Source organism: Paractinoplanes ferrugineus, assembly GCF_016862195.1.
In the GTDB taxonomy this organism is placed as follows: domain Bacteria; phylum Actinomycetota; class Actinomycetes; order Mycobacteriales; family Micromonosporaceae; genus Actinoplanes; species Actinoplanes ferrugineus.
The window spans coordinates 20,145-33,522 of the sequence record NZ_BOMM01000022.1; the positions used below are offsets into that span (position 1 = coordinate 20,145).

A 13,378-nucleotide genomic window follows, 5' to 3' on the forward strand; every position below is an offset into this window, starting at 1 on the left:
TCAGGCGCCGTCCAGGGCGACCCAGACACGGTCCCGGGTGAACGGCAGGGCGGTGAGGCGTACGCCGGTGGCGTCCCGCAAGGCGTTGGCCAGGGCCGGGGCGACCGGGTTGAACGGGCTCTCGCTCATCGACTTGGCGCCCAGCGGGCCGATCGCGTCGTCGGTGTCGGCGAAGAGCACCTCGGTGCGCGGAACGTCGGCGTACGTGGGCAGGTGATATTGCCGGAAGCCGGTGGTGGTGACGTGGCCCTCGTCGTCGATGTCGACGTGTTCGGCGAGCGCCGAGCCGAGCCCCTGCGCCACCCCGCCCTCGATCTGGCCGCGCAGCTGCCCGGGGTTCAGCACGGTGCCGGCGTCGGCGCTGTGCACGCTGCCGAGGATCCGGGTCTCGCCGGTACGCGGGTCGACCGCCACCCGGAACCACTGCGCGTTGAACGCCACCGACCGGGGGGTGCCGTCGAAGCTGCCCTGACCGGTGAGCGGTGCCCCGGCGCGGGCCGCGATCTCCTTGAGCACGGCCTCGTCCAGCTCGCGTCCGCCGGCCGCGGCCACCAGCGTCTCGTACAGCGTGGTGGTGGCCCGCAGCACCGCCTTGCCGGCCACCACGACACCGGTGGAACCGAAGGCGCCGGTGTCGTGCCGCACCACGTCGGTGTCGGACTGGCGCACCGTGATCCGGTCGGGTGTGGTGCGCAGCGTGTCGGCGGCGATCTGGGCGTGCACGGTGGTGCTGCCGTTGCCGAACTCGGCCGTGCCCACGGCCAGCTCGAAGCGTCCGTCCGGCAGCAGGGTCACGGTCGCGTCGGCGAAGTGGCCGCCGGGCGGACCGGCCGCGATCATCGCGATCGCCATGCCGTCGCCGACCCGCCAGCCCGCCGGCACCGGCGGCACCGGGGTGCGGGCCGCCGCCCGGATGTGCTCGAGGCACTGGTCCAGGCCGTAACTGGCGATCGACAGGTCGTCGGCGTGGTCGCCGGGGGCCAGCAGGGGCTCGCCCGCCCGCACGATGTTGCGCTCGCGCATCGTGATCGGGTCGATGTCGAGCATGCGGGCCAGCTCGTCGAGCACCGACTCGACAGCGAACGTCGTCTGGCCGAGGCCGTAGCCCCGGAACGCGCCGGCCGGCACGGTGTTGGTGTAGACGCAGACGGCATCGGTGCGCTTGTTGACGCACCGGTAGACGGCCAGCGACTCGTGGCAGCCGTGGAACATCACGGCCGGTCCGTGATTCCCGTACGCCCCGGTGTCGACCACCGCCTCGAGTCGCAGTGCGGTGAGGGTGCCGTCGGCCCGCGCCCCCGCTTTCAGCGTGACCTTGAACGGGTGCCGGGTGGTGGCGCCGATGAACTGCTCGGCGCGGGTGTATTCCAGCTTCACCGGCCGGCGCAGCTTGAGCACGGCCAGCGCGACCAGGTCCTCGACGAGCATCTCCTGCTTGCCGCCGAAACCGCCGCCGACCCGGCCGGCGATCACCCTGGTCCGGTCCAGGGGGAGGTCGAACAGCGCCGCGACGGCGCGCCGGGTCAGGAACGGGGTCTGGGTGCTGCTGCGGATCACCAGCCGGCCGTCGTCGTCGAGCCAGCCGACCGCGCCGTGCGTCTCGAGGCTCGCGTGCTGCATCCGCGCGGTGCTGAAGGTCCGCTCGCAGACCGCGGTGGCCTCGGCGAAACCGGCTTCCACGTCGCCGGTCTCGGCGTGCAGCTCGCCGATGACGTTGCTGTCGGTGCCGTGCAGGATCGGCGCGCCCGGCCGCATCGCGGCCGCCGGCGTGAACACGGCGGGCAGGCGGTCGTAATCCACGGTGATGGCGCGGCAGCCCTCCTCGGCCGCCGCCTCCGACGTAGCTACCACCGCCGCGACCCGCTGGCCGGCATAGCGGACCACGTCGTCGAGCACCCGGGTGTCGGCCGGGTCCTCGGTGACGTTCTCGTGCTGGGCGGTGGAGAAGAGCCGGCCCGGGTCGTCGGCGTGGGTCAGGACCGCCACCACGCCGGGAACCGACAGGGCGGCCTCGGTGGCGATCGCGGCGATGCGCGCGTGCGCGACCGTCGAGCGCAGCACCTTCATGTGCAGCACCCCGGGCACGTCCAGGTCGAACGTGTAGCGCGCGGTGCCGGTCACCACCTGCGGACCGGCCGGGGCGCCCAGGCTCGCGCCGACCGCCGGGCCGGCGGCCGGCTCGCACACGTTCACCACGCCGGCCACCGCGTCGGCGATGGCGCGATAGCCCGTACACCGGCAGAGGTTGCCCTTGAGGGAGCGGGGGAGATCGGCGCGCTGATCGTCGGTGAGGGCAGCCGTGGTCATGATCAAGCCGGCGGTGCAGAAGCCGCACTGGAAGCCCTGGGCGTCGAGGAACGCCTGCTGCACCGGGTGCCGGCCGGCCGGGCCGGCCAGCCCCTCCACCGTGGTGATCGACTTGTCGGCGGCCCGGAACGCGGGATAGACGCAGGAGTGCACCGGCCGGCCGTCCACGTGCACGGTGCAAGCCCCGCAGTCGCCGGTGTCGCAGCCCTTCTTGACCCCGAAGCAGCCTTCTTCGCGCAGGTAGGTGCGCAGGCACTGGCCGGGGCGAGGAGCCCGGTCGTGCTCGCTGCCGTTGATCCTCATGCGGCCAGCTCCTGCCTGATCTCCTCGGCATAGAGCCTGGTCAGGTGACGTCGCCAGGTCGGCAGGCCGTGGACGTCGCCGACGTAGGCGTCGGGCGGGATGCGCTCGCTCAGCGCGATCTGCAGCACCTCGGCGTTGGGCAGGCCGCGGAAACGCAGCACGTAGGGGCGTTTCGTCGCGGCCGTCACGGTGAGCGCCAGGCCGCCGTCCGCCGTCCGCCGCCCGATCAGCAGCACCCCCGACCGGCCGTGCTCGTGCAGTGAGCCCTGCCGGAAGGCGAACGCGGCGGACAGCGCGGACAGCGGGACGGTGATCGACCGCAGCAACTCGCTGTCGTCGAGCACCGTGGTGCCCTCGCCGGTCACGAAGTCGGCCACCGGCACCTCGCGCGGTCCGTCCGGGCCCAGGATCAGGCAGACCCCGTCGAGCGCCGCGCCGAACGAGATCATCGGGCCGGCCGGCAGGGCGGCACACAGATTGCCCCCGACCGTGGCGACGTTCCAGATCTTGAACGACGCCAGGAACGCCTGACAGCACTGCCGCGCGAGCGGATAGCCGCTGTCGGCCAGCTCGGCGATCGTGCAGGTGGCGGCGATCTCCAGGGCGTCGTCGCTCAGCGTGAGGGCGGGCCAGCCCGCCGAGGGCAGGTCGAGCAGTCGGCTCAGGTGCGGCCGGGGCTCGGCGAACAGCGCCGTGCCTCCGCCCAGCCAGGCGTCACCAGGACGCCACTGACCGGGGCCGGCGGGGCTGATCACTTCGGCGACGGTGTTCAGATCCACGTTCGTACGCTACGCGGGTTGTGTTTCAGATCTTCGCTCTCGCGCTGTTCAGCCCAGGATCAGCACGGTGAGCGCGACGGAGAGCAACCAAGCCGCGTAGAGCGCCGGCGGGCGGGGCGGCACCTGCACGTCCGGCGGCGGGGGCAGCGGGCTGATCACGAACGACTGGTTCCGGGCGTCGCGCAGGGCCGCCACCAACTGATCGGCGCTGCGCTGGCTCTCCGGGCCCGGCCACGGCGGCGGCACCGGCACGGTCAGCACCGACTCGCCCGCGGTCAGCAGCACCGTGCCGGCGTCGTCGTGCACCACCGCGCTGTCGGTCGCCCACGGCTGACGGTCCGGGCCGCGGAAGCCGACCGCCGCCACGCCGCCCACGTGCCAGCGCAGCCGCGGCCGCAGTTGACTGCGCCAGCCGAACTCGTAACCGACCGCGGCCGCCACCGCCGTCGCCACCCCCAGCGCCGCCGTCGGCAGCCCGGCCACCTGGGCCAGCTCGGCGGCGGCCAGCGCGGCACCCAGCCCGATCGCGACGGTGGCGCCCCACGCGCGGGCCGGGGCGATTCGATGCTCGCGCGGCTCGAACGCGTCCACCCGGTCGGACGGCAGCAGCGCCTCCGGGTCGACCAGTTGCTCCTCGTCGTCCTCGATCTCGCGGGGCAGACCCTGCACCACGTCGTAGGCCACCTCGATCACCTCGCCGACCGGGCCGACCGGCACGTGCAGCCGGCCCTCGACCTGCACGGCGCACCACGCGCCCGGCCGCGGATCGCCGTAGAGCGTGGCCGGCAACGTGTGCGGATCCTCATCGTCGTCCGGCCACGCGGCGTCCTCGGCCACGTCGAACGCGAACTCCCGGGCCATCAGCCCACCCGGCTCCGGCATGAGCACATGCACGTGACCCGGCTGCTCCACCACGCGCACCGCGTGCACCGGCTGCGGCGTCCCGAAAAGCTTGCGCAGGTGGGCCCGCTGGGCGACGGCCCTCGCCACGAGCGCGCAGCCCAGCCCGAAGGCGGCGATCACCGCGGCCAGGCTCGGTGGGCCGGCCCGGTCCAGGAGCACGGCGACGAAGCCGGCCATCGCCAGCACCAGCAGGGCGAAGCCGGCCACCTCGGCCGGGAGGGCCACGTGCGGCAAGCCGCGCGGGGCCGGGGGCTGCCGGCGGGGGACCGGTGCGGTCACCGGGGACCGGTCGCGGCGGGTGAGGGCGATGGCGACCAGGGCGTACGCCCACACGACCAGTGCCGTGACGGGGGAACCGGCGAGGGACGTCCACACCACCGCGCCGAGCACCCCGGCCCAGGCCGCCGAGCCGCGATGGGCGTACGCCATGAAGGCCGGCGCCAGCAGCACGCCGAGCCCCACCCATCGGGCCTGCGGCGACGGGTCGCCGGGCCCGCCGAGCACCCCGAAGAGCAGGAGGAAGGCCACCACCCCGGTGACCGGCACGAGCGCCTCTACACGCAACAGCCGACCCATGCCTCCATGGTCGCCGCGGACCGGGCCGCCGGGGGGCCGAATGACCGAGCTCGCGCTGTCCACGCGGGCTGGGCACGCGGGCTGGGCACGCGCATGGGAGCTCTCCGGGAGCAGAATGTCCGGGGTGATGAACGGGATCCAGCTCGCGCGACGCTATTACCTCGACGAGGTGGCGCCCGGTCTGGCCGGAGTGCCCCATGCGGCCGCCCTGCTCGGGCCCGGTTCGGAGGTGCTGGGCTACGACGATGCGGTGTCGCCCGACCACGATTTCGGACCGCGCGTCCAAGTCTTCTACAACGATCGCGACACCGTTGCGGAATTCTTCACGGCCCAGTTGGGGTTCGATCCCGGCACCGATGTAGCACTCTCGGACTGGCTGCTCACCCCCACGCAGTTGCTGGCGAGCCTCACCCGGGGCGCCGTCTTCCACGATCCGGGAGGCGACCTGGCCCGGCGGCGGGAAGCGCTCGGCTGGTACCCGGACGACGTCTGGCGCTACGCCCTGGCGGCCGGCTGGCTCAAGATCTCCCAGGAGGAGGCGTTCGTCGGCCGGACCGGTTCCACCGGCGACGACCTCGGCTCGCGCATCCTGGCCGCGCGACTGAGCCGCGAACTCGTCCGGCTCGCCTTCCTCGTCTCGCGCCGCTGGGCCCCGTACGCCAAATGGCTCGGCCGCGGTTTCCGGGAGCTGACGATCGCCGCCGAGCTCGGCCCGGCGCTGGCGACGGCGCTGAGCGCGGCGTCCTGGCAGGACCGCGAGGCTGCGCTGGTCAGGGCGGCAAGCGTGCTCGCAGCCGCCACCAACGACCTCGCCCTCGGCCCGCCGCTGGATCCGGCACCGCGACAGTTCTACGAACGCGACATCAGAGTTCTACAAGCCGAGCGCTACACGGTTGCCCTTGCCGCCGAGATAACCGATCCGGAGCTGCGTGCCGTTCTGGAAGGCTTCGGGGTCCGGCATGGAACGGTCCCGCGGCTGCCCGGAACCGTCGACCAAGCGTTGGACAACACCGATCTGCTGTCCGACCCCACCCTGTTCCGAGCCGCCGCCCCGATGCTCGGCCTCGGCCCCGGCCTCGGCGGCAGCAGCAGCGGGGGCCGCGGGGCGGCGGGGGCTGACGCTATCCCGCGGAGAGCTGGTTGAACTCCGCGGCCACCTCCTGGCCGGACAGCGCGGCGATGGCCGCCATGATCTCGTCGGTGGCCCGGCGGCGGGCCGGGCCCTGCTTGCCGTCCGGCGGGGGAGTGAACCGCAGCGGCGCGCCGAAGTGCACGATCACCTTGCCCGGCCGGGGGAGGCGGGCCCCGACCGGCTGGATGCGCTCGGTGCCGATGAGCGCCACCGGCACCACCGGCGCCCCCGAGGCGATGGCCAGCCAGGCGACCCCGGTGCGGCCGCGGTAGAGCCGCCCGTCGCGCGAGCGGCTGCCCTCCGGGTGAATGCCGAACGCGCCGCCGTCCTTGAGATGTCTCAGCGCCACCTCGAGCGATTCCTGGGCGGCCCGGAAATCGCCGCGGGCCACCGGAATGGCGTCGATCCCGGTCAGGAAATTGCGGGTCAGCCACTGCTTGGCCCCGCCGGGCTCGAAATACTCCTGCTTGGCGATGAACGACACCCGCCGGGGCGCGGTCAGCGGAATCAAAAAACTGTCCACGAAGGACAAGTGGTTGGCGGCGAGAATGACCGGGCCGGTGCGCGGCACATGGTGTGCTCCGTGCACCTCCGGACGGAAGGCCAGCCGGCTGACCGGGCGCATAACGGATCGCAGAGTCTCGGCGAGCATCATGCGGTGACCTTTCCGAGATGGGTTTCGACGGCGGCGACGAGAAGCGGTTCCGGATCGTCGAGCCCGGTCACCACCTGCAGCGTTCCCCAATGCCAGAGCTGCGCGATGCCGTGCAGGGCGGCCCAGAGGGCGCCCGCTCGGGCGGTGGGTCGCGCCTGGCCGGCCCGCTTCAGTATTTCCACGAGTACGCCGAACAGGGGTGTACTTTCCTCGCGGAGCCCGATGTTGTTACCGGTGAGCAGATCATGCCGGAACATCAGCGCGAACATTCCCGGTTCGTGCCGGGCGAACTCGACATAGCGCCGGCCCAGCGCGAGGAGCGCTTCCCGGGGCTCGGCGGCGTGGTCCCCGATGGTCGCTTCGACGAGCTCGCCGAGCGCCCGATAACCCTCTCGCGCGATGGCCGCGAGGAGCGCCTGACGAGTCGGGAAATAGCGGCGGGGAGCGCCGTGCGAAACGCCGGCCCGGCGGGCGATCTCGCGCAGTGACAGGGCGTCCGTGCCGGCTTCGGCGAGCAGTTCGACGCCGGCCGCCACGAGCCGCCGTTCGAGCTCTCCGGAAGGCATAGACAGTGTCTACCAGAGGGGAGTAGACACTGTCTACTCACCAGACACCCGGCCCGGCCGTCTCGCGACGACCGGGCCGGGCTGGTGGGAGGATGGCTTACGGACCGCTGACGATGCTCGTCACCTGGTGGCCGCTGTTGACCGCCGCGCCGGTGTTGTTGATGACGTGGCTGATCGTGCCGTTGCCGCCGAGCGAGACGGTCACCATGTCGTGGAACTTGACGCCGGAGGTGGCCGGAACCTCGAAGGCCCGGGCGTTGACGATCGACGGATTGACGTTGAAGAAGGCGTAGCTGCCCAACCCCCACGCCTCATGACTCGTCACCGAATCGGCCACCTTGTAAGCGGCCCAGCCCTGGGTGGAACCGTTCATGTAGGCGGCCTGGTTCGGCGGGTCGTACGGCATCTCGTTCTGGTAGAAGTAGGTGCGCCCGCCGTTGCCGTTCCAGATCGTCTGGTATTGCTGGTAATGCTCGACGAACAGGCCGTAGAACGTGACGTTCTGACCGTTCACGACAAGGCCGGTCCTGGCCGGGTTGTAGGTCCAGCCGACCGTGTCGGTGCCGACGCCGTGGTCGGCCCGCCAGATCCAGGCGTGGTCGCCGATCACGTTGCTGCTGTTCACCTCGACGCTCGTGGTCGCCTTGCCGGCGACCGCGCCACCGATCCGCACGAACACGTCGGACAGCACCGTCGGGTTGGCGGCGTGCGACGCGGTCGAGCCGGCCGGGCCGACCTGGAGCAGGATGTTCGAGTTGGTGGTGCCGGCGTCGAGGAGCACGCCGGCGAGCCGCACCCCGTCGACGTCGGCGACGTGGATGGCGTCGACGCCGCCGTCGGGCTGGAAGGTGGCGAGGCCCAGTCCGAGGATGACGGTGCCGGCCCGGGTCACGTTCAGTGTCTGGTTGAGGTGGTAGACACCCGGGGTGACGAGCAGGTTCTTACCGGCCGCGAGGGCCGCGTTGATCGTGGACGCGGTGTCCCCGGACTTGACGACGTAGAACGTGCTGATCGGCAGCGATGTCCCGGCCGGGTTGCCGGCCGCCCAGGTGGTGCCGCTCGCGTTGGTGCGTACGGCGGGCACGAACACCTGGTAGGCGCCGGCACCGTCGACGTACAGGTAGGGCTTCTCGGCGACGACCGGCGACGAGCCGATGGTGGTGTACGGCGGGGACGGGAAGCTCTGGGCCGGCGCGCCCGGGCTGCCGACGAACACCTGGTTCCAGTTGGCGCCGTTCCAACTGCCCATCTGCGAGTTCCGGGTGAGGAACTGCTGCTGCGAGCCGGACTGGATCTGCCCGTCGATCTTCGAGTCGGCGATGAAGCCGCCGGACGACCAGCCGCCGTCGGACAGGGCCAGGTTGCCGCGCACGTGCATGCGACGGTACGGAGCGGCCTGGGACACCGCCCAGCGATCCAGGCCGTCGGCGGGGGTCACCGACAGGCCCTCGGCCGAGCGCCAGAAGTTCTGCGTGGCGTTCTGCGAGCCGTCCGGCCACCAGTCCGCCTCGACGTGCACGTGACCGTTGATGTTCACCTGGTCGGGGGACAGGCCGAGGCCGGCGACCTGGGTGAAGAAGCCGACGTTGGCGTCGACGTTGTAGCTGCCCGGCTTGAACAGCAGGGCGTAGCGCGCGTTGCCGAACTGGTTGCTGACCTGCGCGTTGAAGACGCTGTTCAGCTTGTTCTGGATGCTCGACGCCGACATCGAGGGGTCGAAGACGGTGACGTTGGGGCCGAGGTCCGGGTTGTTGGGGTTGCTCGGCACCGTGGTCGGCGGCGTCGTGGGCGGCGTCGAGCCGCCGGAGAACGTCCACTTCTGATTCGCCGTGCCGGAGCAGTCCCAGAGCTGCAGCTTGGCGCCGTCGGCTAGGTTGTTGTCCTTGATGTCGAGGCACTTGCCGGACGCGGTGTTGACCAGGTCCTTGGCGGCGGTCAGCGTCCATTTCTGGGTGGCCACGGTGTCGTAGCAGTCCCACAGGTGAATGACCGCGCCGTTGGCCGTCGAGTTGTTGGCGACGTCCAGGCACTTTCCGCGCCCCTGCACGGAACCGTTGTCGGCGAGCGTCCACGTCTGGTTCTGGTTGCCGCTGGTGCACGACCACATCTGCGGCTGGTTCCCGTTGGTCGTCGACCCGTCGGTGACGTCGAGACACTTGCTGTTGGCCGCCGAGACCAGGGTGCCCGACGAAGCGGCGAAGGCATTGGTTATGCCGATGATTCCGAGCGCGCCGACCGCCACGGCAACGACCGCGCCGGCCATCAGTTTGCGAGATTTCACGATCGTGCTCCTCAGGCCGGATTGTTGGCGTGGGTAAGGGTTTCCCAGGCGACGAAGAGGTTGTTCGACCCCTGGGGGCGGCGCGACTCGGTGAACTGCTGCGAGTTCGTCATCGCGATGCCGAGACGGTTGTGCAGCGCGTTGAAGGCGACCTCGGAAACCGGACCGAGGCCCTTGGTCACCTTGCCGCCGCAGAGGGTGGCCGGTACGGCCGTACCGTTCTCGAGCTTCGTGTGCAGACCGAAGGCCTGCCGCATCCGGTCCTGCAGCGACGGCCAGAGGTCTTCGCCCTGGATGCGGGTCGTCTCCGCGACGTGGCTGATCGCCGAGAGGCCGTAGCCGGTGTGCACGAAGTCGCGGCAGGTCTCCTGGGTGAGCCCGTCGACGAAGGTGCTCTGCCCCTGCCAGAAGTTGATCAGCTCGGCGGTCGTGTCGATGCTGCCGGCCGGCGGATATTTCGGCTGCGAGCCGTCCGCGGAGAGGTAGATGTAGGAGGCGGCCCGCGCCTTGAACCGGGTGACGGCCCGGTCGTAGCTCGCCCGGTCGTCGAGGAACACCGAGATCCCGACGGCGGCCTCCATCATCGACAGCTCCCAGTTGCCGTTGCTGGAGCTGCCCACGATCACCGTCGGGAGATAGACGGTGCGCAGCATGGTGGCGAACCGGGCCGCGTTCGGCCAGCTGGACCAGGTGTACTTGATGATCTCGGCGGCGCGCGGCCAGACCGATCCGGCCCAGCCGGTCTGCAGCGGACCGTTGCTGTTGGTGTGCGCCTTGATGGTGGCCGACCACGCGTCCATCAGCGCGATCGACTTCTGCGCGTAGGCCGCGTTGCCGGTGAGATACCAGGCCAGCGCGTCGGTGTAGGCCGCGATCGCGTCCTCGCGTTCCTCCGTGCAGCCGTTGTTCGGGTTGGAGTAGGAGCCGCACTCGACGGTCGCTCGCGGCTTGGGGGTGCGCGAGAGCGACGCGTACGAGCTGGCCATCATCTGGTGGTAGGCGGCCGTCCAGGGGGCCGCCCGAGCCGCGACCCGGCTCTTCACGAAGTCGAGCTGAGCGCGGCTGACAAGCACGCCGGGATGACTGAAACTGATCGGCGCGGCGTCGGCCGTCGCGAGGCGGACGCCGAAGGCGCCACCGACCGCGACCAAAGCCGTGAAAGCCGCTGAAAGTGCGCGTTTGCGCATGGGGATGCTCCCGGGTGGGGGATCGGGAAACCGGAAAGTGGGTTTACAGTTCCCCGACGTCGAGTGCCCGGTCAACCCCACATTGACCGACTTAAAACTCTCTTAAGAGTTCCGGAACAAGAGAGCGCTCTCGCACCCGAAACCGGTTCCGGTGGCCCCCAAAACCCTCATTCAGGACGAGCGGCTCGGCTCCCGCGGGGTCAGCACCACTCGCTCGCCCGGAACGTCCGGCTCGGCCCACGCCGACTCCACGTCGGCCAGTGGCACGACGCGCGGCGTCGCGCTGATGCGGTCCGCGTCGATCTCCTCGACCAGGGCGGGGAGCTCGGCCAGGTAGGCGCGGGGGGACACGGCGCCCTGGCCGTTTCCCTGGATGCGGAAGTTCGCCGAGCGCAGCGCCACGGAGGGCAGCTCGATGGTGGGGCCGGCGATCGAGCCGAGCTGGATCCAGTCGAGCTGCCGGCTCCGGTCCGACCGGGCCGTGAGCAGCGCCATCATGGCCTCGGCGGCGGGCTTGCCCCAGAGGTAGTCGAGCACGAGGTCGACCTCGGCGGCGGCGTCGGCGAGCGCGTCGGGGCCGTCGCCCAGCGCGACGGTCTGGTCGGCGTCCAGGGTCTTCAGTCGAGCGACGTCGCGGCCGGCCCCGACCACGCGGCCGGCCCCGAGGCGCTTGGCCACCTGCAGGGCCATCGCCCCGGCGTTTCCGGTGGCGCCGAGCACCAGCACGCTCTGACCGGGCTGGATCGGCACCCGGCGACGCAGCGCGACCCACGACGACATGGCCGGGTTCATGGCCGCGGCCACCCGGGCCACGTCGACGTGATCGGGCAGCTCCACCATGCGGCGCCGGTCGACCGCGGCCTTCTCCGCCATGGTCCCGATGACGTCGTCGTCGGCCACGAAGTAGACCAGCTTGCCGTCGGGGCGGCGGCCGACGCCGTCGATGCCCGGGATCATCGGCAGCGTGCCGCTGCTCGTGTAGTGCTTGCCGGTCGCGCCGGTGCGGACCCGCGGGTGCAGGCCGACCGCGAGCACGTCGACCAGCGTCTGGCCGTCGTCCGGCTCGGGCACGTCGAACGGCAGGTGGTGCGGCGGCTCGTCGAACGAGGTGACGACGGCGGCGTTCATCTTCATGGTGGCTCCTGCGAGGTGCTGGCTTCCGGTTTAGTACGTGACACAAACTAAGATAGTTGGTGGCACGTACTAAATCAAGTAGGCTCCGCCCATGGCACAGATCAGCACCGTCGACGGCCTCGCCCAGCTCTCCTTCCTGATCCAGGGCACCCTCGAGCGCCGCGCGGCCGAGCACGACGTCTCCCTGATCCAGACCCGCCTGCTCGGTGTGCTGCGCGATCGCCGGCCGACCATGCAGGAACTGGCCCGCCTCCTCGCCCTGGACAAGTCGAGCGTCACCGGGCTGGTCGACCGGGCCGAACGGCGCGGCCTGGTCACCCGGGTCCCGTCGCCGACCGACCGCCGTTCCTCGCTTGTCGAGCTGACCGACCGGGCCCGGGAGATGGCGGCGCAGGTGGCGGCCGACTTCGAGACCGACGTGACCGCCCTGGTCGGTCTGCTCCCGCCGGCCGCCCGCGCGGAGCTGACCGCGCTGGTCGGCCGGCTCCTGATCGCCAAGGCCGAGGCCGAGGGCGTCGACCTCTTCGACACCGTCTGACGCGGGACACCGCCACGGCCGGGTGGGGTCAGCCTCGGTTCAGGGCCAGGTTCGCCACCTCGTCGGCGCAACCCCAGGACAGGGTCATGCCGGCGCCACCGTGGCCGTACGCGTGGATCAGCCGGGGGTCGGCGGGATCGATCTCCACCCTCGGGCCGCCGTCGCGGCACGGCCGCAGGCCGATCCGCTCGGCGAGGACGCGCGCCCCGGCCAGCTCCGGCACCAGCGCGGTGCAGCGCCGGACGATCGCGGCGGCCTGCGCCGGGTCGGGTTCGAGATCGCCGCGACCCGCCTCGAACGTGCCGCCCAGCACGACGTCGGCGGAGCGCGGGTGCACATAGGTGCTGCCCGCCGGGTTCTGCGGGTCCCGGACCGTCGCGGTGAGGCCCGGGTTGGTGACCAGCACGATGTGGCCGCGCGCCGGATGCACCCGGGGGTCGGCCGCCAGCTGTCGAGCGGCCAACCCGGTCGCGTTCACCACGACATCGGCCTCCACCTGCGACAACGACGGCACGCGTCGCCGTTCGATCCGGCCGCCGGCCGCCGCCACCCGGTCCGCCAGCCAACCCAGATAGACGTCCATCTCGGCGAGCGGGGCGAGAAAGCGCAATTCTTGGGCGTATGGGTGGGAGCCGGCGCGGAGTTCGACCCCGTCGGCGCCGCCGGCCCACCAGGGGAGCGCCGGAATCGGGGTGCGCAGCAGGTTGCGGGTCGGGCGGAGCAGCAGGCCCGGGACACCGGCGTCGAGCTGGCGACGGAACTCCCGGTAGGTGTCGGCGGCCCACGCCGCGACCCGGGGATTCTCGGCGATGTGGACCGGGTACCACGCGGCCGCCGCCACCGCCGACACCGTGTCGGCCGGGGCGTCGGCCGACCGTACGGTCACGCGTGCGCCCCGCTCCAGCAGCCGCACGGCGATGGTCAAGCCGATCACTCCGCCGCCCACCACGATCACCTCGGTCATGCCTCGATCCTGCGGTCAGACCGGCCGCCGCGGCCAATCGCCAGTGCCGCCCC

General features: G+C 71.6%; 11 protein-coding genes. 2 read left to right on the forward strand and 9 right to left on the reverse strand.

Features of this window, described 5'->3' with window-relative positions:
- Genes Afe05nite_RS13765 through Afe05nite_RS13775 form a run of 3 tightly spaced genes read right to left on the reverse strand, consistent with a single transcriptional unit; the run spans position 1 to position 4,868 of the window.
- Positions 1 to 2,610, reverse strand: a complete 2,610-nt coding sequence (locus tag Afe05nite_RS13765) for a molybdopterin-dependent oxidoreductase (protein ID WP_203817461.1) — start codon at positions 2,608 to 2,610, stop codon at positions 1 to 3.
- Positions 2,607 to 3,389, reverse strand: coding sequence for an FAD binding domain-containing protein (locus Afe05nite_RS13770; protein WP_203817462.1), 783 nt, complete (start codon positions 3,387 to 3,389; stop codon positions 2,607 to 2,609). The genes Afe05nite_RS13765 and Afe05nite_RS13770 overlap by 4 nt, the downstream gene beginning before the upstream one ends.
- A 48-nt stretch (positions 3,390 to 3,437) precedes the next feature.
- The gene (locus Afe05nite_RS13775; RefSeq protein ID WP_203817463.1) at positions 3,438 to 4,868 is read right to left on the reverse strand and encodes a hypothetical protein; all 1,431 of its coding nucleotides are present in this window, start codon (positions 4,866 to 4,868) and stop codon (positions 3,438 to 3,440) included.
- 127 nt (positions 4,869 to 4,995) lie between these two features.
- Between Afe05nite_RS13775 and Afe05nite_RS13780 the strand changes: the two genes are divergently transcribed.
- Positions 4,996 to 6,012 (forward strand): DUF4037 domain-containing protein, encoded by a 1,017-nt coding sequence (locus Afe05nite_RS13780; protein ID WP_203817464.1) that lies wholly within the window; start codon positions 4,996 to 4,998, stop codon positions 6,010 to 6,012.
- Here Afe05nite_RS13780 and Afe05nite_RS13785 read toward each other — a convergent pair.
- The 5 genes from Afe05nite_RS13785 to Afe05nite_RS13805 all read right to left on the reverse strand — a co-directional run bounded on the left by Afe05nite_RS13785 (position 5,990) and on the right by Afe05nite_RS13805 (position 11,823).
- Positions 5,990 to 6,655 (reverse strand): lysophospholipid acyltransferase family protein, encoded by a 666-nt coding sequence (locus tag Afe05nite_RS13785; RefSeq protein WP_307835633.1) that lies wholly within the window; start codon positions 6,653 to 6,655, stop codon positions 5,990 to 5,992. The genes Afe05nite_RS13780 and Afe05nite_RS13785 overlap by 23 nt on opposite strands.
- Positions 6,652 to 7,221 (reverse strand): TetR/AcrR family transcriptional regulator, encoded by a 570-nt coding sequence (locus Afe05nite_RS13790; RefSeq protein ID WP_203817465.1) that lies wholly within the window; start codon positions 7,219 to 7,221, stop codon positions 6,652 to 6,654. The genes Afe05nite_RS13785 and Afe05nite_RS13790 overlap by 4 nt, the downstream gene beginning before the upstream one ends.
- Positions 7,222 to 7,318: 97 nt before the next feature.
- Entirely contained in the window at positions 7,319 to 9,484 is a 2,166-nt protein-coding gene (locus Afe05nite_RS13795) for a pectate lyase-like domain-containing protein (RefSeq protein ID WP_438868159.1), read from the reverse strand.
- A gap of 29 nt (positions 9,485 to 9,513) precedes the next feature.
- A complete protein-coding gene (locus Afe05nite_RS13800; RefSeq protein WP_239117799.1) occupies positions 9,514 to 10,689 on the reverse strand; it encodes an alginate lyase family protein in 1,176 nt (391 codons plus the stop codon).
- A 171-nt stretch (positions 10,690 to 10,860) separates the two neighbouring features.
- On the reverse strand, positions 10,861 to 11,823 hold the full coding sequence (locus Afe05nite_RS13805; RefSeq protein WP_203817467.1) for a quinone oxidoreductase family protein: 963 nt from the start codon (positions 11,821 to 11,823) through the stop codon (positions 10,861 to 10,863).
- Between the two features lie 91 nt (positions 11,824 to 11,914).
- On the opposite strand from Afe05nite_RS13805, the gene Afe05nite_RS13810 reads away from it, so the two are divergent.
- Positions 11,915 to 12,361: a MarR family winged helix-turn-helix transcriptional regulator gene (locus Afe05nite_RS13810; protein WP_203817468.1), complete on the forward strand. Its 447-nt coding sequence runs from the start codon at positions 11,915 to 11,917 to the stop codon at positions 12,359 to 12,361.
- A 28-nt stretch (positions 12,362 to 12,389) separates the two neighbouring features.
- Here Afe05nite_RS13810 and Afe05nite_RS13815 read toward each other — a convergent pair whose 3' ends face one another.
- On the reverse strand, positions 12,390 to 13,325 hold the full coding sequence (locus Afe05nite_RS13815) for an FAD-dependent oxidoreductase (RefSeq protein ID WP_203817469.1): 936 nt from the start codon (positions 13,323 to 13,325) through the stop codon (positions 12,390 to 12,392).
- Positions 13,326 to 13,378 lie beyond the last annotated feature (53 nt).

Excerpts from the sequence above, each read along its gene's own strand:
- Afe05nite_RS13765 (WP_203817461.1), bottom strand. The coding sequence starts at position 2,610 with ATGAGGATCAACGGCAGCGAGCACGACCGGGCTCCTCGCCCCGGCCAG.
- Afe05nite_RS13775 (WP_203817463.1), bottom strand. The coding sequence starts at position 4,868 with ATGGGTCGGCTGTTGCGTGTAGAGGCGCTCGTGCCGGTCACCGGGGTG.
- Afe05nite_RS13780 (WP_203817464.1), top strand. The coding sequence starts at position 4,996 with ATGAACGGGATCCAGCTCGCGCGACGCTATTACCTCGACGAGGTGGCG.
- Afe05nite_RS13785 (WP_307835633.1), bottom strand. The coding sequence starts at position 6,655 with ATGATGCTCGCCGAGACTCTGCGATCCGTTATGCGCCCGGTCAGCCGG.
- Afe05nite_RS13790 (WP_203817465.1), bottom strand. The coding sequence starts at position 7,221 with ATGCCTTCCGGAGAGCTCGAACGGCGGCTCGTGGCGGCCGGCGTCGAA.
- Afe05nite_RS13795 (WP_438868159.1), bottom strand. The coding sequence starts at position 9,484 with ATGGCCGGCGCGGTCGTTGCCGTGGCGGTCGGCGCGCTCGGAATCATC.
- Afe05nite_RS13800 (WP_239117799.1), bottom strand. The coding sequence starts at position 10,689 with ATGCGCAAACGCGCACTTTCAGCGGCTTTCACGGCTTTGGTCGCGGTC.
- Afe05nite_RS13805 (WP_203817467.1), bottom strand. The coding sequence starts at position 11,823 with ATGAAGATGAACGCCGCCGTCGTCACCTCGTTCGACGAGCCGCCGCAC.
- Afe05nite_RS13810 (WP_203817468.1), top strand. The coding sequence starts at position 11,915 with ATGGCACAGATCAGCACCGTCGACGGCCTCGCCCAGCTCTCCTTCCTG.
- Afe05nite_RS13815 (WP_203817469.1), bottom strand. The coding sequence starts at position 13,325 with ATGACCGAGGTGATCGTGGTGGGCGGCGGAGTGATCGGCTTGACCATC.